This window comes from Pauljensenia sp. C0254C2 (genome assembly GCF_056583835.1).
In genome coordinates this window covers 275,535-296,968 of record NZ_JBWPJO010000002.1, presented here as the reverse complement: position 1 = coordinate 296,968, position 21,434 = coordinate 275,535, and the positions used below count along the sequence as shown (strand labels likewise).

At 59.4% G+C, this 21,434-nt stretch carries 23 protein-coding genes; 9 read left to right on the top strand and 14 right to left on the bottom strand.

Translation table 11 applies throughout. The features are described from left to right. A partial coding sequence (locus AC1DA5_RS02960; protein ID WP_480289162.1) for an aldehyde dehydrogenase family protein occupies positions 1 to 1,167 on the bottom strand: 1,167 nt, incomplete at its 3' end. Positions 1,168 to 1,476: 309 nt separating this feature from the next. On the opposite strand from AC1DA5_RS02960, the gene AC1DA5_RS02955 reads away from it, so the two are divergent. Next, positions 1,477 to 2,232 carry a trimeric intracellular cation channel family protein gene (locus AC1DA5_RS02955; protein WP_285016314.1) on the top strand — a complete coding sequence of 252 codons (756 nt, stop codon included), beginning with the start codon at positions 1,477 to 1,479 and terminating at the stop codon, positions 2,230 to 2,232. 8 nt (positions 2,233 to 2,240) lie between these two features. Here AC1DA5_RS02955 and AC1DA5_RS02950 read toward each other — a convergent pair whose 3' ends face one another. Next, on the bottom strand, positions 2,241 to 3,038 hold the full coding sequence (locus AC1DA5_RS02950; protein WP_285016317.1) for an SDR family oxidoreductase: 798 nt from the start codon (positions 3,036 to 3,038) through the stop codon (positions 2,241 to 2,243). 128 nt (positions 3,039 to 3,166) lie between these two features. Here AC1DA5_RS02950 and AC1DA5_RS02945 point away from each other — a divergent pair, with 128 nt between their 5' ends. From AC1DA5_RS02945 to AC1DA5_RS02920, 6 genes are all read left to right on the top strand, one after another. After that, on the top strand, positions 3,167 to 3,580 hold the full coding sequence (locus AC1DA5_RS02945; RefSeq protein WP_285016319.1) for a hypothetical protein: 414 nt from the start codon (positions 3,167 to 3,169) through the stop codon (positions 3,578 to 3,580). Then, positions 3,581 to 4,372, top strand: coding sequence for an SDR family oxidoreductase (locus tag AC1DA5_RS02940; RefSeq protein WP_285016320.1), 792 nt, complete (start codon positions 3,581 to 3,583; stop codon positions 4,370 to 4,372). 162 nt (positions 4,373 to 4,534) lie between these two features. Then, on the top strand, positions 4,535 to 5,566 hold the full coding sequence (locus AC1DA5_RS02935; protein WP_480289160.1) for an ABC transporter ATP-binding protein: 1,032 nt from the start codon (positions 4,535 to 4,537) through the stop codon (positions 5,564 to 5,566). Continuing rightward, positions 5,563 to 6,390 carry an ABC transporter permease gene (locus tag AC1DA5_RS02930; protein ID WP_285016323.1) on the top strand — a complete coding sequence of 276 codons (828 nt, stop codon included), beginning with the start codon at positions 5,563 to 5,565 and terminating at the stop codon, positions 6,388 to 6,390. Before AC1DA5_RS02935 ends, AC1DA5_RS02930 begins: the two co-directional genes overlap by 4 nt. A 5-nt stretch (positions 6,391 to 6,395) precedes the next feature. Then, entirely contained in the window at positions 6,396 to 7,679 is a 1,284-nt protein-coding gene (locus AC1DA5_RS02925; protein WP_285016325.1) for a sensor histidine kinase, read from the top strand. Continuing rightward, entirely contained in the window at positions 7,676 to 8,284 is a 609-nt protein-coding gene (locus AC1DA5_RS02920; RefSeq protein ID WP_092648880.1) for a response regulator transcription factor, read from the top strand. The genes AC1DA5_RS02925 and AC1DA5_RS02920 overlap by 4 nt, the downstream gene beginning before the upstream one ends. 94 nt (positions 8,285 to 8,378) lie before the next feature. Here the strand turns inward: AC1DA5_RS02920 and AC1DA5_RS02915 are convergent, their stop codons facing one another. The 5 genes from AC1DA5_RS02915 to AC1DA5_RS02895 form a co-directional block, all read right to left on the bottom strand. Continuing rightward, positions 8,379 to 9,830, bottom strand: a complete 1,452-nt coding sequence (locus tag AC1DA5_RS02915) for a DUF4232 domain-containing protein (protein ID WP_480289159.1) — start codon at positions 9,828 to 9,830, stop codon at positions 8,379 to 8,381. Between the two features lie 112 nt (positions 9,831 to 9,942). Then, positions 9,943 to 11,160: an ABC transporter permease gene (locus AC1DA5_RS02910; protein WP_480289158.1), complete on the bottom strand. Its 1,218-nt coding sequence runs from the start codon at positions 11,158 to 11,160 to the stop codon at positions 9,943 to 9,945. Continuing rightward, the gene (locus AC1DA5_RS02905) at positions 11,144 to 11,908 is read right to left on the bottom strand and encodes an ABC transporter ATP-binding protein (RefSeq protein WP_480289157.1); all 765 of its coding nucleotides are present in this window, start codon (positions 11,906 to 11,908) and stop codon (positions 11,144 to 11,146) included. Before AC1DA5_RS02905 ends, AC1DA5_RS02910 begins: the two co-directional genes overlap by 17 nt. Next, positions 11,905 to 13,059, bottom strand: coding sequence for an efflux RND transporter periplasmic adaptor subunit (locus AC1DA5_RS02900; RefSeq protein ID WP_480289164.1), 1,155 nt, complete (start codon positions 13,057 to 13,059; stop codon positions 11,905 to 11,907). The genes AC1DA5_RS02905 and AC1DA5_RS02900 overlap by 4 nt, the downstream gene beginning before the upstream one ends. A gap of 5 nt (positions 13,060 to 13,064) precedes the next feature. Beyond that, positions 13,065 to 13,631: a hypothetical protein gene (locus AC1DA5_RS02895; RefSeq protein WP_480289156.1), complete on the bottom strand. Its 567-nt coding sequence runs from the start codon at positions 13,629 to 13,631 to the stop codon at positions 13,065 to 13,067. Between the two features lie 248 nt (positions 13,632 to 13,879). Between AC1DA5_RS02895 and AC1DA5_RS02890 the strand changes: the two genes are divergently transcribed. After that, positions 13,880 to 14,548, top strand: a complete 669-nt coding sequence (locus AC1DA5_RS02890) for a response regulator transcription factor (protein WP_058237373.1) — start codon at positions 13,880 to 13,882, stop codon at positions 14,546 to 14,548. Continuing rightward, on the top strand, positions 14,545 to 15,744 hold the full coding sequence (locus AC1DA5_RS02885) for a sensor histidine kinase (protein ID WP_480289155.1): 1,200 nt from the start codon (positions 14,545 to 14,547) through the stop codon (positions 15,742 to 15,744). The genes AC1DA5_RS02890 and AC1DA5_RS02885 overlap by 4 nt, the downstream gene beginning before the upstream one ends. Positions 15,745 to 15,849: 105 nt before the next feature. On the opposite strand, the gene AC1DA5_RS02880 is transcribed toward AC1DA5_RS02885, so the two are convergent. The 7 genes from AC1DA5_RS02880 to AC1DA5_RS02850 form a co-directional block, all read right to left on the bottom strand. Continuing rightward, complete coding sequence (locus AC1DA5_RS02880; protein ID WP_480289154.1) at positions 15,850 to 16,575, bottom strand: hypothetical protein; 726 nt, start codon at positions 16,573 to 16,575, stop codon at positions 15,850 to 15,852. Next, positions 16,572 to 17,078: a hypothetical protein gene (locus AC1DA5_RS02875; RefSeq protein ID WP_070727900.1), complete on the bottom strand. Its 507-nt coding sequence runs from the start codon at positions 17,076 to 17,078 to the stop codon at positions 16,572 to 16,574. Before AC1DA5_RS02875 ends, AC1DA5_RS02880 begins: the two co-directional genes overlap by 4 nt. Further along, positions 17,078 to 17,626 (bottom strand): hypothetical protein, encoded by a 549-nt coding sequence (locus AC1DA5_RS02870; protein ID WP_480289153.1) that lies wholly within the window; start codon positions 17,624 to 17,626, stop codon positions 17,078 to 17,080. The genes AC1DA5_RS02875 and AC1DA5_RS02870 overlap by 1 nt, the downstream gene beginning before the upstream one ends. A 198-nt stretch (positions 17,627 to 17,824) precedes the next feature. Further along, on the bottom strand, positions 17,825 to 18,946 hold the full coding sequence (locus AC1DA5_RS02865; protein WP_480289152.1) for a hypothetical protein: 1,122 nt from the start codon (positions 18,944 to 18,946) through the stop codon (positions 17,825 to 17,827). Next, a complete protein-coding gene (locus tag AC1DA5_RS02860) occupies positions 18,943 to 19,260 on the bottom strand; it encodes a hypothetical protein (protein WP_070727911.1) in 318 nt (105 codons plus the stop codon). The genes AC1DA5_RS02865 and AC1DA5_RS02860 overlap by 4 nt, the downstream gene beginning before the upstream one ends. Positions 19,261 to 19,930: 670 nt before the next feature. Further along, a complete protein-coding gene (locus AC1DA5_RS02855; RefSeq protein ID WP_480289151.1) occupies positions 19,931 to 20,200 on the bottom strand; it encodes a hypothetical protein in 270 nt (89 codons plus the stop codon). Positions 20,201 to 20,359: 159 nt separating this feature from the next. After that, positions 20,360 to 21,400: a YPDG domain-containing protein gene (locus AC1DA5_RS02850; protein ID WP_480289150.1), complete on the bottom strand. Its 1,041-nt coding sequence runs from the start codon at positions 21,398 to 21,400 to the stop codon at positions 20,360 to 20,362. Positions 21,401 to 21,434: the final 34 nt, after the last annotated feature.

The window sequence follows — 21,434 nt, the reverse complement described above, 5'->3', positions numbered from 1 at the left end:
GCGCTGAGCAAAGCGCTTCTTCCTGGTGAAGATATACAGCGCCAAAGGCTTGTCGCGATCCTGGTAGTCCGTCAGCACGTCCTCAATATCCGTGAACTCCTTGATCGGCAAGATGGGACCGAAGATTTCTTCCTGCATGACGGGGCTGTCCCATTCGGGGTCGTCGACCAACACCGGGATGATCTGCTGCGTATCCTCCAGCGTCACATCGGCCGGCTTGGCGTCGCGCGACTTCGACGTGATCAGGCGCTGCCCTTCCAGCAATCCGGACAGACGCTTGAAATGCTTGGGGTGAATCACCTTGGCGAAGGAGTTGCGACGATACTCCTCGGTCGGCAATGCGCTGTCGATCCCCCGCCTCAGCGCCTCGATCAGTTGGTCCTTGACGTCGCGGTGAACATACACGAAATCGACGCCCACACAGGTCTGCCCGCCGTTGGTCAGCTTGCCGAACAGGATTCGCTTCGCTGTCTTTTCGATGTCAGCGGTCTTGTCGACAAAGCACGGGGACTTGCCGCCCAGCTCCAGGACGACGGGCGTGAGGTGCTCCGCCGCGGCGCGCATCACCACTTTGCCGACGTTCGGGGAGCCGGTGAAGAAAATAAAGTCGAACTTTTCATCCAGCAGTGCCGAGTTCTCCTCGCGCCCACCTTCGATGACGCTCACGTAGCCGTCCTCGAAAATCTCCTTGCACATCTGCCGGATGAGGCGGGATGTGGCCGGCGAGTAGGCGGACGGTTTGATGACCACGGTATTGCCCGCTGCGATCGCCGCGGCGAGGGGACACATCGTCAGCTGGAAGGGATAGTTCCACGGACTCATCACCAGTGCCACGCCAAATGGTTCATACGTCACGGACAGCACGCCGGGCATCTGCGAAAGCGCGGGAATCTTGTAGTGCGGCGCTGCCATGCATGACAGGTGCCGGCGCATGAACTTGATTTCGTCCAGGACCAGCGAAATCTCCGTCATGAAGCTTTCGGTGTCCGACTTGTTCAGGTCAGCGTGCAGCGCATCCAGAATGTCGCGTTCGTGGGCGCGTACTGATTTTTCAAATGCGGCCAGCGTGCGTTTGCGGTAGCTGAGGTCACGGGTTTTCCCAGTGAAGAAGAACTCCCGTGCGCGCGTGACTGCCTCGCGGATTTCCTCTTGTTTTGTGCGTGCCATATCCATCCTCTGATACTCATCATTGAATGACACTCATCAGTGAGCGACTACTCACATGCTACTAGCGAGGAACGCACGGCGCTGGGTCTTCCAGATAATTTCCTCAAGATTGTTCCGATCTGCTCCATCAGCGTCCCTACTCCCTTTCTGGGTTATAGCTCCGACCAGTTTCCAAGAAGGAAAAACTATGTTTTCAAGATATGCACGGAGGAATAAAGCAGGTGAGGAGCGCAAGTATCCAGCAGGCGTTGCCTCGCACTCACAGGCAGGCTTGTTAGAGTACATTGCATGTGGCTGACGGTGCTCTTTATGATTGGAATCACGGCCGAGGCCATGACAGGCGCCCTGTCAGCGGCCCGCGAGCGCATGGACCTGTTCGGCGTGATGATGGTGGCCGCGGTGACCGCCATTGGCGGTGGCTCCATTCGTGACGTTTTGCTGGGACACTACCCACTCACCTGGGTGAAGAACCCCCACTACGTGGTCATTGTCGTGTGCGCCGCAGTGATTTCGGTTCTGATTCCCTCATTGATGAAGCATTTCCGCAAGCTGTTCCTTGGTCTCGACGCACTTGGGCTGGCGGTGTTCTCCATTTTCGGCACACGCATCGGCTGGGACGTCGGCATCCAGCAAGGCCCCGCCCAGGCGTTCATCCTCGCCTGCGTCGCCTCAGTGATTACCGGCGTGATGGGCGGTGTGCTGCGAGACCTCCTGTGCGACCGTATCCCCCTGGTGTTCCTGAAAGAGCTGTACGCCGCGGTGTCATTCCTCGCCACCTGCACGTACGTCACACTTTCCGAACTGGGCGTGCACGATGACTGGGCCGTGACCATCACGCTGATCGTCACCTTCGTCTTCCGCATTCTCGCGATTCGCTTCAGCTGGCACCTGCCTGTCTTCGACTATCAGGAACAGCACTACGAGCGCAGTCAGTCGGTGCGTCCCCGCCTGTTCATCCACCGCCTCAAGCAGTGGAGGCCAAGGCGCCCTCGTCAATTCATCAGGAAGAACTCGAAGCCTGTGCGACCAGATTCCACCGCCCCCACCATCGACGAGGGTGACTAGTGGACCGCCTACTTACCCAGTTTGCTGCGCGGCACGACCGGGCGAATTTCGAGGTTCTCCACCATTGCTTCCTCACTCGCGTCCACTGCCATGCGCACCGCGGCGGCAACTGACTGCGGGCGCAGGTGATCGCTGGGGCGGTAGGAGCGGCCGGCGCGCTGCTGAATGTCCACCTGCATATCTGTGTCAACACGACCCGGATGCACGGAAGTGACGCGAATCGTGCCGCGCTCCTGCTCACGCAACGCGTCAGTGAAGGCACGCAGGGCGAACTTGGAGGCTGAGTACACCGCGTTGTCAGCGCCCACGCGATAACCGGCTCCGGAGTTAATCGCAACGACCTGGCCACCGGCAGCGCGCAAAGCCGGCAGCAGCAGGCGTGTCAGCTCGGCCACGGCAACCACGTTCAGGCGCAGGACTCGGAGCCACTCGTCAGGCATGGTTTCGGCGATTGTACTTGAAGGCGCCATTGTTCCGGCACTGTGCACCAGTATGTCGAGGCGCTCCAGGTGCAGGTCTTCGACGGCTTGGTGCATCTGTTCGAAATCACTGAGGTCTGCGACAAATGGACGGACCGTGGCTGCTGCGTCTCGGCTGGAGATGTCCGTATTACTGCCAGTGGCAGCTGCCTGGCGTGCTGCGATGAACCTGTCGCAGGCGGCCGCCACTGATTCGTCCGAACTGCCACCAACGATGATGGTGTGTGTGCGGGACAGTTCCTGGGCAATGGCTGCACCTATACCGCGCGTTGCGCCGGTGATCAGGGCAATGGGTCGATCTGTCGAAAGCTCGTGCGTAATCGTCATGGGGTCAGCTTATCGATTCGGGCAATGCCTGTTCACCCCCTTCGATACACTGGACGCACGACACTCCTGTGTCGACTTGGCAATGATCGAGCACCAACAAGACGATCCTTTCATGCGAGGAGGCCCCCATGAAACTTGCATCCGGCATCATGCGCACCATCACCGGCGCTTACATTCTGAACTCAGGTATCGGCAAACTGCATCTGGATGCCGAGGCCGCTGCCGGACTGCAGGAAATGGCCGCCACAGGCATTCCCCAGCTCGGTGAACTTGACCCGGAGGTATTCGGCAAGTTCATCTGCGCATCGGAAATCGGAATTGGCGCATCGCTTCTGACACCGTTTATTCCTCGCAAACTCGCCGGATTGGCGCTGACAGCATTCGCCTCGGGCATGCTCACCATGTACTTCCGCAACCCTGCGATGACCGAAGCAGACGGAATCCGCCCCTCGCAAGAAGGCCTGATGCTCTCAAAGGACGTCTTCATGCTGGCGATCGGTTTGGCTCTGATCACCATGAAGAAAGACAAGAAAGCGCAGTAAATGCCTCGTGATCAGTTCCCGCTGGCCGGCCGAGTCATCGTCATCACGGGAGTGAGCCGGCGGGCAGGGATCGGATACGCTATTGCCCGGCGCGCCGCCGAATGGGGCGCTGACGTGGTATGCCACCACTTCAGCACCCATGACGACAAGCAGCCGTGGGGCAGCGATGACATTGCAGCCGTGTGCGCCGGCATCCGATCCCACCTTCGGTCCGGCGCCCGCATGATCGACGTCGGTGGTGATTTAACTGACGAGGGAGCCCCCGCGGCACTGATCGATACAGCGCGCAGCGAATATGGCCGCGTTGATGCTGTTGTGTGCAACCAGGCGCTGTCTGGCAATGACGGCGCGCTCAGTGACATCACAGCGGACGATCTTGATGCCCACTGGCGTGTCAATGCGCGCACGTCAATCCTGCTGGCGCAGGCCTTTGCGGCCGTTGCCGGCGACCAGGGGTCGATCGTGTTCATGACATCCGGGCAGGCGATGGGGCCGATGCGCGGCGAAGTTGCCTACGCCGCCTCAAAAGCAGCAATCGCAGGCATCACGCTGACACTGTCAGATGAGCTTGCGGCCAGGAACATCCGCGTCAACACTGTCAATCCTGGCCCTGTTGACACCGGCTACATGACGGACGAGGTGCGCCAGCATGTGCTCGAGCAGTTCCCCGGTGGCCGGATGGCCACCCCTGATGATCCGGCACGGCTGGTTGTGTGGCTCCTCAGTGATGAGTCTCAGTGGGTCACGGGTCAGGTGATCAACACTGAAGGCGGGTTCTCACGCTGGAAGTAGCGCCACGCTCACCGCTGCCAGGCACAAGTGTGCACACCACCAGGAAGCACGGTGGCGAAAACAGGGCACGAGAGTGTCCGCACCCACCCCATGACATTTGTGATAGATAGATCGTGACAATCGCTCTATCCACATGCGGGTAATCATTTGTACTGTGAAGACATGAACACAGATGAGATTGCCACCACACGTGGCTCCACAGTGCGATCCGAAAACGCTCACACAGCACAGACGTCATCGCAGGCATCATCGGCGGCGCCTACACGCGCACCACAATCCGCTCCACCAGCAATCGACCTCGTCGACATTCACCGCTCGTTCGGTCAAGTCCACGCAGTCGACGGTGTCACCCTGTGCGTTGAACAAGGTGAACTCGTCGCACTGCTGGGACGCAACGGCGCGGGCAAGACCACACTCATTGACATCGCTCTGGGTCTGGGCCATCAGGATTCGGGCACAGCCAGGCTTTTCGCCATGGCTCCTCATGACGCAATCAAGCGCGGCCTGATCGGAGTCATTCAGCAAACTGGCGGACTGCCGCCCGAACCGTCCGTTCGTGAAACAGTGTCAACACTGGCCAGCGCATACGTCGATCCCGCACCTGTGGGTGAGGTGCTGGAGCTGGCCGGAATCACCAACCTGGCAACGCGCAGAATCGGCAAGTGTTCAGGTGGCGAACAGCAGCGCGTACGCCTGGCGATCGCCCTGCTTTCACGTCCGCGCCTTCTCATCATGGATGAGCCGACCGCCGGAATGGACGTGGATTCACGGATGCAGTTCTGGCAGACGATGGAGAAACTGACAACAGGCGGCTTGACCGTCGTGTTCGCAACTCACTATCTGTCAGAAGTTGAAGCAGTTGCTCACCGCATCATCATCATGAATCGCGGTCACGTTGTCACAGATGAAAGCTCCCGAACTCTGCTGAACACGGAGCGTGCCCATATTCGCGCAACCGTCTCAGAAGAGCATAGGGACGCCCTCGTCAATGAGATCACTGCGCTGCCCGGGGCCGACAAGTGGACCTACAAATTCGACGACGGGCAAATCGCGATCGACGGAGAAAAGCTTGAACCGGCTGCTCTTGCGGTGCTGAACACCGCAGGCATCAAGGATTTCCAAATGAAACGAACCAGCCTGGATGAAATGTTCACCCGCCTGACCGGCGCGAACACGGAGGAGTCAGATTCATGAGCACGCACGCCGCAACGACACATACCCTGACGAAACAAGACCTGACAGACCGACCTGTTCCCCCGCCGCTCAAAGGACTGGGTGCACAGTTCATGATGGCGTTGCGTGATAACACGCTGCGCAACCCGTGGTTCATCGGCGGTTCCATCGGCATCCCCGTTCTGATGTATTTCCTGTTCGCAGTTGGCAAGGAATACTCAGATACCAGCGTGGGGCACGCGAACGTTCAGGCAGCCATTCTGGCCGGTCTGACATGCTACGGAGCGCTCATATCGGCTGCGAGCGCAACATGCAACACCGCGCTGCAACGTCGAACCGGATGGTGGCGCACACTGGCACTGACTCCAATGAGCCTGTCAACATACCTGTGGGCTCAGATCTGTGCGGCAATCCTGGTCGGCGCTCTGGCTGCACTGGTGACCTATGGTGTAGGGGCACTCACCGGCGCTGAAATGTCAGGAATTACCTGGGTTGTGACGTTCGCGTTGATTGTCGTGTGCAGTTTTCCCCTGGCGGCATTCGGATTCGCGGTTGGCCAGCTTGTCGGTGAGAACGCCGCGAACTTCATCGTCTCAATGACGGTGCTGGTCAGTGCATTCCTGTCCGGCATGTTCATACCGATGGAGCAGATGGGCTCATTGGTCCAGAAAGTCGCGAAGTACACACCAATGTATGGGATCATCAATCTTGTTCGGGCACCGCAGCTTGGCTGGGATACCGCGTTCGAATGGAGCTGGGTCATCAATATCGCGGTCTGGTCGCTCGCAATGTTGGCCGCAGCTGTCTGGACGTTTACTCGCTCGAGCCGTACTGAAAGGAACTGACAGCGATGAGCTGGAGCTGGCTGTGGCACTCACCGGCGGCTTCAAGTTCGCTGCACGAGCGCCTCAGCTCGTTGCCGTGGGCACTGCCGTACCTGATCTTCATGATCATCGGCATCATCCTGGGAGTGCGCAGCAGCCCGGAGCAGGCTGTGCCCATGTTCGCCTGGCTCACCGTGTTCATCCTGGTGTACGTTTCCACGTGGATCCGTTCCGACTCTGCCCCCGTTTCACGGTCAACGGACCCGTGGGTGGTGGCGACGATCGTCGTCATGAGCGTCCTGCTCGCAGGTATGATGCCGTTTTCGGATGCGGTGTCGGTGTTCTTTTTTCTGCCGTACATCAGCGCGGTGATTGTGCTGCAGCTTCCGCGCCACCTGTACACGCGGTGGGCGTGCGCGCTGCTGATCGGCTCAGTCCTGCTCGCAGTGCTTTTGGTGATTCTGCGTCTGGCCAACATCAATGAGGCGTCCTTTGGGCTGGCGATCCTGCTGTGCACGATTTTCATGACGTTCATGGCTCGTCGCGCCATCGACAATGACCGAGAAGACAGGATCCGTCAGGCCGAGCGCGTCCAGACCTCCCAGTCAGAAGAACGCAGCCGCATCAGCGCGGATCTGCATGACGTCCTCGGGCAGACCCTGACCGCCATCAACGTCAACGCGCAGGTCGTCGCCCGGTTCGCCCAGTTGGGCAAGATGGACGAGGGCGTCCCCTACCTTGAACAGCTCCAGGAATTATCACATGACGCCCTGGCGCAGATGAGACAGGTTGTTGCCGCCACGCGTGAAGCGGATCTGGATCAGGAGCTGGCGCAGGCCGCGCACCTGGCGGACGCTGCGGGCATCGTGCTGACGCTGAGCGATGAGGGGCATCCACCTGAGGGCAAAACCAGTCAGGTTGCCGCTCACCTGGTCCGTGAATCGATGGCGAATGTCGTCCACCATTCCGGTGCTGACCGGGTATGGGTGGAGCTCAGTCCGGTTCGCGTGAGCGTACATGACAACGGTCGGGGCAGCAGGCCGGCTGCCGCGGGTCGAAGCCGGGCCGCTGCCGGCCAGAAAACCATTGCGGACAGTCAGCAGAGCGCTCACGCGGGACAGCGCATGTCCACCGGTTTGGAGTCGCTGGAAAAACGTGCCGAAGGTGTGGGCACCGTGACCTGGGGGCCTGCTGACGGGGGCGGATGGCACGTGACGTTCACGGTAGATCCGGTCGATGGGGCGGATTCTCCTGCCCTGTCAATGGTGGGCGACACTATTCGTCCCGTCAGTGAAGGAGCACTCTCATGAGGGTCGCAGTTGTCGATGATCAGGGAGTTGTCCGCGCCGGTATCGCCGCGCTGATCGGTTTGGAGCCTGACATTGAGGTGGTCGCTCAGGCTTCGAACGGCAGCGAAGCGGTTGACCTTGCCGAGACCATGGGCGCAGAGATTGACGTGATGCTGCTGGATGTGGAGATGCCCGGTATCGATGGTTTGCAGGCGCTGCCGCGCGTGCGCGAGGTGAGCCCTCATACACGCGTGCTGATGCTGACAACGTTTGACCGTCCGGGGTGGGTGGCGCGTGCCCTGTCGCTGGGGGCGGCCGGCTTCGTGTTGAAGGACCAGCCGGCGGAGGCTCTGGCCGCGTCGATCCGCGCGGTCAACGACGGTAAGCAGGTTGTTGATCAGGAGCTTGCCGCGCGCACACTGGGCCTGGGGATCAATCCGCTCACCCCGCGTGAGATCGATGTGCTGCGTGCGGCCGAGGGCGGCGGCACCACTGCTGATGTGGCGCGTGAAGTCGGTCTGTCTCAAGGCACCGTCCGTAACCATGTCACCAGTGCCATGGCGAAAACCGGTGGCTCATCCCGCATGGATGCCGCGCGCCGCGCCCGCGACAACGGGTGGCTGTAGGGACTGCCCGCGGGGCTTGCGTAGGGGCCCGAGGGGCCCTGCCTCTGGTTCAGGCGTCGTGCTGACCGCTGCTGATCGGCACGATGAGCGTTTCCTATCGCCACGGCTCGCAGGTGATCTGGGTTCCGGTCTCCATATCCAGACTGCCGCCATCCTGGCCCTGTGCTACGTCGACCGGCACTTCACCACCTGCGATGCCCAGTGTCATATCAACCGTGTCAGATTCCTCCGTCCCCGCTCCGCGCCAGGATAGTTGCATCGCGGCGCTTGCACCTGCAGGAATATCCACTCCCCGGTCAAATTCGGCCGCCGAGGCGCGGGGCGATGCAACAGTGCTCACCGCTAGGTCTGCTCCACTCATCGTGATCTGCAGGTCGGGCACACCGCTCACAGAGCACGCGGTGTCACCATTGTTAATCACTGTCAGTATCGCGCCTCGAGCACCCAGCGCTCCCTGCACCGGACCGAGCACGGCAGTAAGAGAGTCCGGGCTGCACAGTGGCTCCACCGCCGACATCGCTTCACCCCCAGACTCAGCGACCGCTCCAGACTCAGCGACCGCCCCAGATTCAACAGCCACCGCAGCTCCAGACTCAGCTTCTTCCGGCGGCACCGAAGACGAAGCAGGTGGAGTCTGATCAATCGGGGTCGACCGGTCAGCCGGTGCAGGCAGAATCATCAGGGCGCTCACACTGACAATCCCCGCCACCGTGCACACCACCGCCGCGCATCGGGCGATAGGACGCCACGCAGCAGTGGTCGGGTCACCCTCGTCGATGATGATTGCCGAGGATGGAGCACCGCCTTCATACTCGACGGCAGAGTTTTCGCGAATGCTCTCGTAGGCGGCGGCGCGAGCCAGCAGCATGGCGACAATCCCGATAACAGGAACCGCGAACAGGCCCGGCCCAGTGAAAAGCAGCGCGATTCCGGAGATGAAGACTGCGATGATCGCTGTGAGCGCGACGGCTCCGCCTGCAATCCAGGCTGGTCGGGTTGTGCGAGTCTGAATACTGGTCGTGAGGGCGAACATCAACGCGAGCAGCACGCCGGCCACGCCCGCAAATCCAAGTGCCGCGGCGTATCCACCGAAGGTCAGCGCCAGGCCACCGACTGCCAGGATCGGCGGCGCAACGACGCATAGTGCCACATCAACGACGAGGGAGACCCATTGGCTGGTTGTCCGTGAACGCGTGGGGCTCCTGCGCGACTGATCCGATAATCCGGCAGAGCGGTCAAGAAGCGGTGTCCACGACCAGTTGTCTGTCAGTTGGCGCGCCAGCGCGACCCACAACCCGATAACGGCGATGATGAGCAGCAGCATCGCGATGAGGTAGCCGTAGGGGAAGGGGTAGTCACGGCACTGCCCGGGGAAGTCATTGCAGTCGAACTGGAGTTCGGGACCGGGCATGCGGATGTCCTGTCCCGTGATGACGATCAGTGCGCCCAGTGCGAGGCCGAGGAGCACTGCGGTGCCCAGCAGCTTGCGCCCGAGCACAGCGGAATCTGCATCTGAGTGAGTGCGTCGCCGCCTTGAGCAGTTCACAGTACCAGTGTGCCACACAGGCGGCACAGCCAACCGGATGTGCCTGTAAGAGATGACAGGCACATCCGGCAGGACATGCCACGCGGGCAGGACTGCAGCCTCAGTTCTGGATCTATTGCGAGTTCAGGGCAGCTGTGGGGGGTGTGCGTGCGGCGCGCACTGCCGGGTACAGGCCGGCGACAGCGCCAATCACCACGGTCACGGCCAGACCTGCGGCCACCACGTACAGCGGCATGACGAACAGCCATCCACTGACGGTGGCCACGACAGCAGTGATCAGTGTGCCGATGATGCAGCCGAGTGCTCCGCCGATACCGGCCAGCAGCAGTGCTTCAGACAGGAACTGGATACGGATGTGAGCGCGCGTTGCTCCCATGGCCCGACGCAAGCCGATTTCCTGGCGGCGCTCGAGGACTGAAATGATCATCGTGTTGGCAACGCCGATACCGCCGACCAGCAGAGCAATTGATCCGACGCCGGCCAGCAGCGTCGTGAATGCATGATCGGCAGCGGCTTTCGCACTGAGCGCTTCTGAAGGTCGCGACACTTTGATACCACCTGATGCCTGCGGTGAAATGGTCGGTGCCAGGAGGTCACGGATCCGGGCGACCTGGTCATCGGCGCTGCGCTCGTACACTGTGGTGGGATGGTCATCATGGCCGTACAGTCGTTGCGCCGCTGTGCGACTGATCAGCGCCGCGGAGTCCAGTTCCGGTGCCAGTGGTACCGGTTTGAGGATACCGGCCACCGTGACGAGCTGGTTGCCCATCCAGATCTGTGTTCCGGGAGTGACAATGCCGAGGCGCTGGGCTGCACTCGCCCCCAAAACGGTTGTCGGATACTGCGCGAGCGCTTCGTTGAGCCACGTTCCATGCGCCACTTCGCCTGCCACCACGTCCAGCAGTGTCAGATCAGTGGAGACGGTCGCGATCCCACCTGTTTCTTCTGCAGGAATCAGCGAGCTGCGATAGACCTTGATGTCGGTCAGGGCAGCTGTGCTGGTCGCATCGGTAACACCCGGCAGGAGCGCCACTTTCGCTGCAGCGTCTGGTGGCAGTGTGGCAGCGGCTCCCGTCATGTCGCTTCCGGCAGTGACTGTCAGCAGATTTGTGCCGAGGGCGTCCAACTGTCGAGTCAGTTGAGCTCTGCTGGAGGTGGAAATTCCGATCACCGCCACCATTGCTGCGATCCCGATCGCGATGCCCAGTGCTGACAGGAAGGCACGCATCGGGCGTGAGCGCAGCCCCACTGTGCCGAGCCGCACCGCATCTGATGCCAGAAGCGTTGACGCGGCCGGCGCTGAACGAATGTGATCAGATGTGTGAGTCATGGTGCTCCCTTCCAGCCACGCCGCCCGCCGGGCATTCAGTCGAACCGCCTGTCGCGCCGCCTGCCGCACCGTCGGCCGAGTCAGCCACGATCCGTCCGTCACGGATGGCGATTCTGCGCGGCAGGCGCGCAGCCAGGTCGTTGTCGTGTGTAATGACAACGATGGTTGTGCCCGCCTCATTCAAGTCGTGGAGAAGCTGGACGATTGATTCACCCGAGCGTGAATCCAGATTGCCTGTCGGCTCGTCTGCCAGCAGCAGCGGCGGTTCAGCGACAACAGCTCGTGCAATCGCCACACGCTGGCGTTCTCCACCTGACATCTGGTGGGGTCTGTGCTCCAGACGATGCCCCAGTCCGACGCGTTCCAGCGCTGCTCGTGCCCGCTCGCGGCGCTGCGAGCGCGCTACGCCCAGGTACAGTAATCCGTCAGCCACATTGTCCAGGGCGTTCACTCCCGGTGAGAGATGGAACTGTTGAAAGACGAATCCGATCATGCGGGCGCGCACCGCTGACACACCTGCATCATCAAGTTCACTGACGTTGATTCCATCAATGAGGACCCGTCCCGACGTGGGAGTATCCAGTGTGCCGATCATGTTGAGCAACGTCGTTTTACCTGATCCGCTCGGTCCGACAATGGCCGTGAATTCGCCGCGGTGAATCGTCATGCTCACGCCCGCACACGCCTTGACGGGCGGGAAGCCGAACGAACGAGTCACGTCATCCAGTTGCACCAATGCGTCGGTCATCGTGATGGCACCACCACGTGCTGGCCTTCGGCAAGGTCGTCTCCGGATACTTCCACGCGTCCGGCTGCAAACAGTCCCGTTTCAACAGGTATCTGTGAAAATGAGCCGTCCTCGCGTGCGATTTCCACGCCGAACTGTGTCGGTGTCAGGGCGAGCAGGGCGTTGACTGGAACGGTCAGCACGTTTTCGCGGGTTTGGGACGGTAGCGCCACTGTCACGGATGCTTCCTGGAGCGTTGATGTGGCTTCCGGGTCGGAGGGGGTCACGGTGATGGGAAGGATGCGTTCCTTGTTTCCCGCAGCCGGGCCTGCCTGGTTTGCCTGTGAGCCCTGCCCGTCGGCCTGGCTGTCCTGACCGTTTCCAGCGCCACGCTCAACCGGGGTGCCAACTGAGCTGATAGTGCCCGGCGTTGTTGACCCGTCGGGAAGCTGAATCGTCACCTCGCGGCCCTTTTCAGCCAGGTCCTGCTGTGCGAGCGAGACGTTCGCATCCACGACCTGTTGCATGGAGGACACGGTGAAAAGGCTGGTGTCCAGCGTGACTCGATCTCCCACACGGGTAGACAGTGTTCCGACGCGCAGGTCAGCTGGAGCAAAAATGATTCGTCCCAGCTGCAGGCGACCACTACGTGTCAGTCCGACTGCGTCCTGCCAGTTCCTGATCGCACTGATCGTCTGCGCATCGAAGCGCTCATCTGGCTCATCGGCAAAATAGCCCAGATCCTTGAGGGACTGTTCGAGCTGCTGAACGTCCTGCCCGTTACTCATACCGTCTTCAAAGTCACGCCACGCAGGGGTGGCACCGCGCATGAGGTAGGCCGGGTCGTCACCTACCTGGTACAGCTGTGCACCGGCGCTGATTTGAGTGCCCGGTTCAGGCAGCTGTGTCACGATTCCGTCGTATCCGGCACGAAGCTGGTGCGAATCAGCGTAATGTAACGTGCCGGCAACATTCACACTGCCATGCAGATCCTCGCGCACAACGGGTTCGGTGGCAATTGCAGAGCCTGCCTGCCCCGTTGCACCGCTCTGACCCGATTGTGCGGCATTGGCCTGCCCGCCGTGCCTGAGCCAGATGGCACTTGCCACCACCAGCGCCACAACCAGGATTGCCGCAATGCCGAGGATGACAAGCGTGCGCCGCTTCGTCATAGCTTTCACTTGGTGTTCTCCGTCCCGGTGTTGGAGGCATTGGCCGCATCAGCCTTGTCGAAGCATTGAGAAATGGCTGCTGGCGGCACGTCGTTGAGTCGGATTCCCTGGCCTCGCACTGGATCTTCCACGTGATAGCCGTCCTGGCGCAGGCATTGAGCGACACGCACAAGCCGATCGAATTCTTGGTCAGTCATTTCACTGTCCGCACCTGCCGTTGGGCTGTCACCGACTTTTTCCCAGCAGCCCTGCACGGCGGTGTTCCACGCGTTCGCATCGACACCAAAATCTTCGCCCGGGCCGTAATTTTGAAGGTCGTCGGGCACATTCACACCGGCTTCACGCATACAGGCAGCAAATTTGAGATTGTATTCTTCCACAGCTTTGGTCTCTGACTCTGATGCGCCAGCGCCCTTGCCCGCAGCGTTGCCGTCCGATCCGGCTGCGTCGCTTCCGACCGGCATATTGCTCGAACAGCCTGCAAGCGCGACCAGGCTCATCAGCGCAGCTCCAGTCACCGCGCGCGCCCTGAAAGCTTTCAGCACGCCTCCAACTGAGCTCTCTGCCGTCACGTTCGAAGCCCTACCATGTATGCGCAGTTGCATCGTCAATTTCCTCCACGTATTTGGTCCTGCAGTTTGCGCGAGGTACCCGGATCAGTACTCCACGCGTCTGAAGAGATTTAAACGCATCATGCGTTGCCGTAGCGTTGCGGTTTTTGTTTATGTTTTGCTAACACTGACATCGTTAAGATGTCGCCAGCGGAAGGGGCTCAACTGAGTCGCCCTCGTCAAGAGGAATGAATGAAAGGCACACCACTATGAAGGTTCTCATCGCCGAGGATGAAGAATATCTCGCACAGGCAATCGCCCAGGGGCTGAGGCGCGAAGCAATGGTTGTTGACGTGACTTTCGATGGCGATGACGCGCTGGAGATGGTGCGTAGTTCTTCCTACGACGCGATAGTTCTGGATCGTGATTTGCCGGGAACTCATGGTGACGAGGTGTGCAGGATTCTCGCGCACCACTACCCTGAGGTGCGCATCCTGATGCTCACTGCCGCCCGCACGCTCAACGCACGCGTCACGGGGTTCGAACTGGGAGCTGACGACTATCTGGTCAAACCGTTTGAGTTCCCGGAGCTGGTTGCCAGACTGCGAGCTCTCGGCCGCCGCTCTCAACCGGCACGAGAACCTGTCCTTGAATCGTGCGGAGTGCGTCTGGACCCGTTCCGTCGCGAAGTTTACCGCAATGGGCGCTTCGTCCGTCTGAGCCCCAAGGAGTTCGCGGTTCTGGAATTGCTGATGGAGGCTGACGGCGGGGTCCTCAGCCAGGAAACGCTGCTGGAGCGCGCATGGGACGCGAACGCTGATCCCTTCACCAATTCGATTCGCGTCACTATTTCACATCTGCGGCAGCGCCTCGGATCCCCCTGGGTTATTCAAACCGTGCCGGGCGCAGGATATCGCTTTGGGGAGGCAGACAGATGACGAGGACACCGCGCGGGGAACGCCGCCTGACCCTGCGAATGCGCCTGACCTTGTCGTATGCGGGACTGGTGGGCGGTGTGGGCCTGGTGATGATTGGCCTGGTGTACGCCTATATGCGCCTGGTGCCGATGCGACTGAACACCACGTTCGCTCCTCCCGCGCCTGACGGGCAAAGCGCCAGTTTTGACCTGGTGATCCCAGTGGCCCGCTCCATGCTCAACACCATGCTGGTCACATCGCTTCTGGTTCTGACGATTCTGACGCTTCTTTCCGGCCTGGTCGGGTGGATCGTGGCGGGACGCGTGATGGCGCCGCTGGTTGACATGAAGAAAGCTGCAGCTCTGGCAACATCAGGCGATTACAGTTACCGCCTGAACCTGAAGGGACCGGATGATGAGGTGCGCGAGCTGGGCGTTATGTTCGACGCGATGCTTGATTCGGTCGATCAATCACTGCGCTCCCAGCAGCAGTTCGCGGCCAACGCGTCGCATGAGCTGCGTACTCCTCTTGCCACGACTCAGACAATGATTGATGTGACGCTGTCTGATCCGGATGCGACCACTCAGGAACTGCGGGACCTTCTGCGACGGGTACGCGAAACCAATCACGCCAACGCTCAGACTGTGGATGCGCTGCTGGATCTGTCGGCAGCTCAAGGCGGGATGCTGGCGCGCGAAGAGGTGGATCTAGCCGAAATTGTTCGCCAAGCCATCCATGAAGTTGAATCTCTGGCGAAAGACCATGGTATAGCCATCCATACGAGCATCACTCCCGCTGCAGTTACTGGAGATCAGGTGCTGCTGCGCCAGGCAGTCTCGAACCTGCTGCGCAACGCCGTCACCTACAACCAGGCGGATGGATCTGTGAACGTCACCCTGCAGGTACACCATTCGTCTGATGCCAGTGCTTCCTGCGCAGTGCTGAACGTGACCAACACCGGCCCCCTCGTCGATGCTGATACCGTCAGCTCACTGTGTGAGCCTTTCGTGCGTGGATCTAGACGTACAGCCGGTACCACGCGCGGACATGGCCTGGGACTCGCAATCGTGCAGGCTGTCGCTCAAGCTCACCGCGGCAGAGTCACTATTTCCGCACTCGACGAGGGTGGTCTGAGCGTGACACTCACCGTTCCTGCAACAGTGCGCATTGCCAGCCGTTCAGTGGATGCGACACGGGCTACGCCCAGCACCACGTGAAGACGTCCGGCCCCAGACAGTGATCCCGGTCAGTATTGCCACCCCAGAGATATGGCGGGCAGCTCAGCAAAGACCTGCGGCCTCACGTGGAGGCCGCAGGATCGATCAGGCGAACAGGTAGGGGTTGATCATCTGCCACGCGAGCGGCGATGTCAGCCCTGCCAACTCCACTTCCGGTTCATCGGCCTTGGTGCCGTCCATCGCGTACAGGCACGTCGGAGTACTCAGGAAGAGCAGGGATCCAGCGGGCGCCATCTGCTCGTCCACCGCGACGAAAATGTCGAACACATTCATCGCCCAGGTTCCCTCAAGACCGGCCTTGCCAAATCCTGTGTCGTCGTGATCTCGGCATTCACTGGCGATGACGCGTTGCAGCTGATCGACATCACCTTGGTGTGCCAGACGAATGACGTCGGAGGGCAGGTGAAGTGGGCCGTCGAAAACATTCATGTGCGGCCCGAAAACCAGCCAACGCAGAATCAGTGAGGGAACTTCTTCCGGGTCGGAGCGGAACAGGTTCATCGAGTCACCCTCGGGCACGATCCACGTGACGTCCGTTGAAGAAATCCACACGGTGAGGGTGATCCGTTTGACGTCTTCCGACGGTGCGATGCGGGTCAGTTGAATCATGTGGGAACGCTGAAACAGACCGGCGAAAAGGCGTTCGGCACCGTCCGTCAGGGATTCCTCATCGCTGATGAATCCCAGGTCGACCAGATTCTTCCAGCCGTCTGAATTCGTGTCAGCTTTGCCGTCCAGCAAATCGGTTAGGGCTTCCCAGTCGGCCTCGTTGAGAATTGCAGCTGATTCTTCCGGGTTAAAACGGCTCATTGTGGGTTCCTCAAGCTATTCGACATTTCAACAAACGTGTCGTACATCGGGTCAAATTCGCGTGTCGCGCATGTCAGGGTGGCGGTCAGTCCGGCCTCGCCGTTCACCCACAGCCACTGGCACGACGACACGGACAGATCTTCCATCATGTAGACCCCCATGCGGGCTACACCATTGAGGTGTTCGTTTTCCCATGCTGCGTTTTCCAGCACCAGGAATCCGGGGATAGATTCGACGAGTTGACGCAACGTGCCGTCGTACCAGTCGATCGGATCGTCCGAGCCGGTCGCGGCTTTCGTCACGACGAGGCTGGGGCGGAACCCTGATGCAGCTTCAGGACCAAGTGCGATCAGCGGGAAGGTGCTCTCAACTTCCTGGAGCATCTGCTGAGTCGGGCCTTCTTCCGGCACTTGCTGGGTGAATTGCGCTTTTTCTTCAGTGCTGAGTTCTTCCCAGTCTGCGGGAAGAGTGACGAACTCAGCGTCACTACTCGTTGGACTCATCAAAATCCTCCATCGCTTCGGTGGTTATTGTCGGACTTAAATTCTTGATGTTCGGGCTGGGTCAGGCGGGTCGGATCACTGTGGGAAGTAGTCGGATCACTGTGGGAAGGCGGGACGATACCTTCAGCAAAATGGCGATCGGCCGGGTATGAGCCCGAATCGACTTGAGTCAGGGCTTGCTGCTGACGTTTTTCCAACCGCTTCTCCGGATACATCGCGTCAGGCAGACGGAAGGGGATCACTGATATCAGCGCGACAACCATACAGGCCATTGCAACGATGACGATGATACGCATTCCCTGTTTGCTCATCCCCAGTGTTCCAGCAGTAAATGCAACTCCGAAAAGCAGGAACGCCAGACCGATGGCAGGAGTGGTGAGTGCTTCGGAGTTTTTCCACCATCCGAAAATGTTCCCAACTGAGCGGGCGAGTTTTCCGAGCGTGGAGTCTGAAAACATCGCAAGAGCCCATTGAGCCAGGATGAGGCCCCCAAACAGGAATGCCAGTGTGATCATCCAGAAGGTATCACTACTCGAAAAATCATCCATCGATTTCCTCATCCTCAGCTACAGAGCCTGTACTGCCGTGGCCGGAGCAGCGGCGGGACAACGCAAGAAGTGGTTTCGCCGTCAGTCCGCAGCCACATCCAAATCCTCGGCTCTCGTCAGATTACCTTGAGGTCACTACGCCTCGCAGCGTTAATCACCATGCACAACACTCACACATCAGTATCGGTCTTGCTGGCGCTAATCGAACAGGCCGAAGGTAAAATCTGTTGCTTTTCCGCCAAGCCACTTACCGCCGGCACCACCCGCGACGCCACCGATGATGCCGCCAACGGCCGCTCCGATCGGTCCGCCAACAGCCATACCAATAGCTGCGCCACCCATCGCACCAGCTTTGCCGCCAGCCCAGCCACCGCCGACTTCCAGCAGCGTTCGGGTTCCGGCACGTGCAACCTTTTCTCCGGTTCCCATACCAGGATTGAGCGCACTGTCCGTCTTCCACTGGTCGTAAGCGGTGGTGCCAGCATCAACAGCGGTGAGCACACGCCCAGCATGCTTCGTGACCTTGCTGACTTTGTCGAGGATCTCTGGCGAATCTCCCCATCCCTTACCAAGGTTGACCTTGTCTTTAAATCTGAGGAACTGAACCTCTGGCGTATCTTTGAAATGCTTTCCGAGTCTCTTCGGATCGAACGTGGCACCGTTGAGCTTGAAGTTGATGCCCTTAATAAGCTTGACGGCATCGCCGGTGCGGGACTTCAGCATCTTCAGGAAGCCCAGCGTCGTACCGCCACCTGAGAACATCCCAGTGAAAGCCTTGACCAGCCAGTTGGCGGAAGTAACGGCACTGCATGCGTTCTGCAGCTCACTGTGAGCAACGTCCTCATCGCGGCGGACGATGCTCACCTCTCCCGCGAGGGTCGAATAGAGGGCCTGCTTTTCCATGTACTCAGTCCACGCCTGGATGAGAGCCGCATTCGTCACCGGATCCGCCGGAACCGGCAGCGGAGGCGGAGGCAGTTCGATTGAAGTCTTGGGGATAACAATCAGCTTGCCTGCTGCCGCCCGACCTTCAATGTCTTTGAGGCGGGTCTTACATGAACGAATCAACGTCACAAATGAGTCAACGGCACCAGCAAAAGTTTCGATCTCATCATGGATCTCCTGCGCTGATTTAGTGGCAGACTGGATAGCCGCGGACGCTTCAGCTGCCGTGTAGCCCACCAGCTCAGACTGCACGATGCTATTGGCCCGATCGAGGTCCTTAATACCGTCGTACACTTGGCCCCTGCCATGCAGGAGGACTCCACTCTTCCAGGAGGAGAGCGTTTCGGGTTCTATATCGAGCTTGGTGTCAATCATTTACCCATTCCTCCTGACTGGGGGTAGTAAACCCCGCCCTGGGGGTAAACCGAGGTAAGTTCGCTAAAGATTCGAGCTTCTGAAGCTTCGAAATTCTGATCAGCGGTCGACAGACTGCCACTCACCTTCGCTGTTCCATCAGCTAGGGCTTTCAGGCCTTCAGTAAACTTGCTCAGTACAGCATTCACACTTGCCGTGGACTTGCCAAAATCAGGCGGTGCCCCAAAATTCACTCCCGCGAACGTGCTGTTCGCCTCGTTCAATCGCCCTTGCGCTGCTTGCGACCGATCCTGCTTCCATTTCAGATCGCCCATACGATCCCCTTACATGTCTCATCGCAGATACGTCGTGACCAACGCGCCACGCCAACTCTTCGATTGCCGCACTTAGGTTAGGGATTCAGATTAAACAGTGGGTAAACAGAATGTGAGCAGTTTTCAGGCGCCCGTCACAAGCGGGTCGGCCGCCCTCGTCAATCACGCCAACACTGAGCGAGACCTTGCCGCCTCCAGCATCCACCGGGCTGCATAATCCACGTCCGCGGGCACCTCTCTCACGAGGAAGAACACACATCTACGCTCCTACCTCGCGCGCGAGCGTTACGATTATTGAGGAGGGGAACCGCAGGCCCTCACGCACCCACCCCCGACACCTCATCGTGAAGTCGACCACATCAAGAACAGCCACATCGAACCGGGCGTTTCTGGCTTCCGCACTGGAATTTCACTATATGGACGGGCGTGAGAGCCGAAGACAGATCAACCTGGCACGCCCCGCCAGTGCTCCACCACGCAGCGACATGCCCTGTTAAGTGAACTAGCCCCTGAAAGTTGGACTGGTTTAATTCTAGGCGGTTAGGTCTTCAAGGCCGTAGTTGAATTCGTGGTTACCAGCACCCACCGCATCGTATTTCAAGTAGTTGAACACACTAGCCATCGGGTCAACAGTGCTATCTGTCCGGTTCGAGTGGTACACCATTTCGATTCATGAGCCCTGCGCAGCGTCGCCGTTGTCTAGAAGCAGCACGGCGTTCTTACCTTTTTCTTCACGAACGTTCTGGATTGCCGTTGAGGGGTGATCCATACCGCGAACATTTTGGGGTTTGGAAGAGCCAAAGGGCTGCCCGGTGAAGTAGTCGTGGTCCACTAGGGTGCCATAAATGAAGGTTTTGGTTTTCAAAACAAAACAGGCAAGGTTACTTTTGTACTTTAACTTCACTTGAGACGAAGGTCTTACAGATTTGCGCTCGTACATATCACGGATTTGGCCGGGCGGAGCAAACAACGTTGTTTTGGTGCCTCACCGCAATTTCGTTCAGCACTGTTCGGACTATAGGAGAAATTGGCGACGGGGGTGAGACCGTTTAAGGTCTCACCCCCGTACTGTTATGCCGGTGTTTCGTCGGCTAGGCGATTAGCTCTCCTCGCCTTCTCGACGGCGTCGCACGAGCGCCAGGCCAAGGCCTGCTACGCCCATTGCGGCTGCGATACCAACGAGTCCTGATACCTGCGCGCCGGTGCGTACAAGCTTAAACTTCTTGACTCCCGGCTCGGTGGTCATATCGCCAGCGGCAGGCTTCTCAACGGTGACCGTCACGCGATCAATCTCGTTGCCGTTCTTGTCCTTGACGATAACTACGATCTTGTCACCAGGCTTAGCGTTGCCGTCGATGTCAACAACGAGGTTGCCGTCGCCATCGATTTTTGCCTTGCCGGGGCCGTCGGTGTCGACCGTCGTACCGTCCTCAACAGGGCCGCCATCGTTCGGGATTACGACCTTGCCACCCGGTTCGCCAGAGCCGTCCTTCCAGTCCGGAGTCTTGGTGTCAGGTTTCTCAACAGTCACAGTAACTTCAACCGTGTCCGTCGAGTCATCCGGGTAGGTCACAACAACAGGAACATCAAACTCCTCAACAGTGTCCTTATTCAGCTTCGACCCATCCGGGAACGTAACCGTAATCTCACCAGTGTTCTCATCGATCGTCACTACATAGCCCTCAGGAGCCTTGTAATCACCAATCGAGAACTTCGAACCCTCAGGAACATCTACACCCTTACCATCCTTACCAGTAAAGGTCGGGGACGACTTGGTCTCCTTACCAGGAACAACCAACTTACCCTCATACGCAGGCTCGTATTCGTCTGATTCCTTGGTCACCAGAACAGTCCATGCGGACACATCGTTACCACCAGAAACTAGAACCACGTTGAAGTAGTCGCCCTTCTTGGCAGTCTCGGGGATATCAAAGGTGCTAGCTGCAACCTGAGCCTTGATGCCCTTGGACTGGTCAAGTTCACAGGTCTTTAAGACTGTGCCCTTGGAGTCACGCCACTCAACCTTCGAAGGCAGAGCTGACAGGTCACCGTTAAACGCAGGAGTAACCGTTACGCCAGGCGCAGCCGGCTTATCCGTTGCATTGTAGTCGGCGGTAATAGTGACCGGAGTGTACGGCATTATGCCGTACACTCCGGTCACTATTACCCTAAGG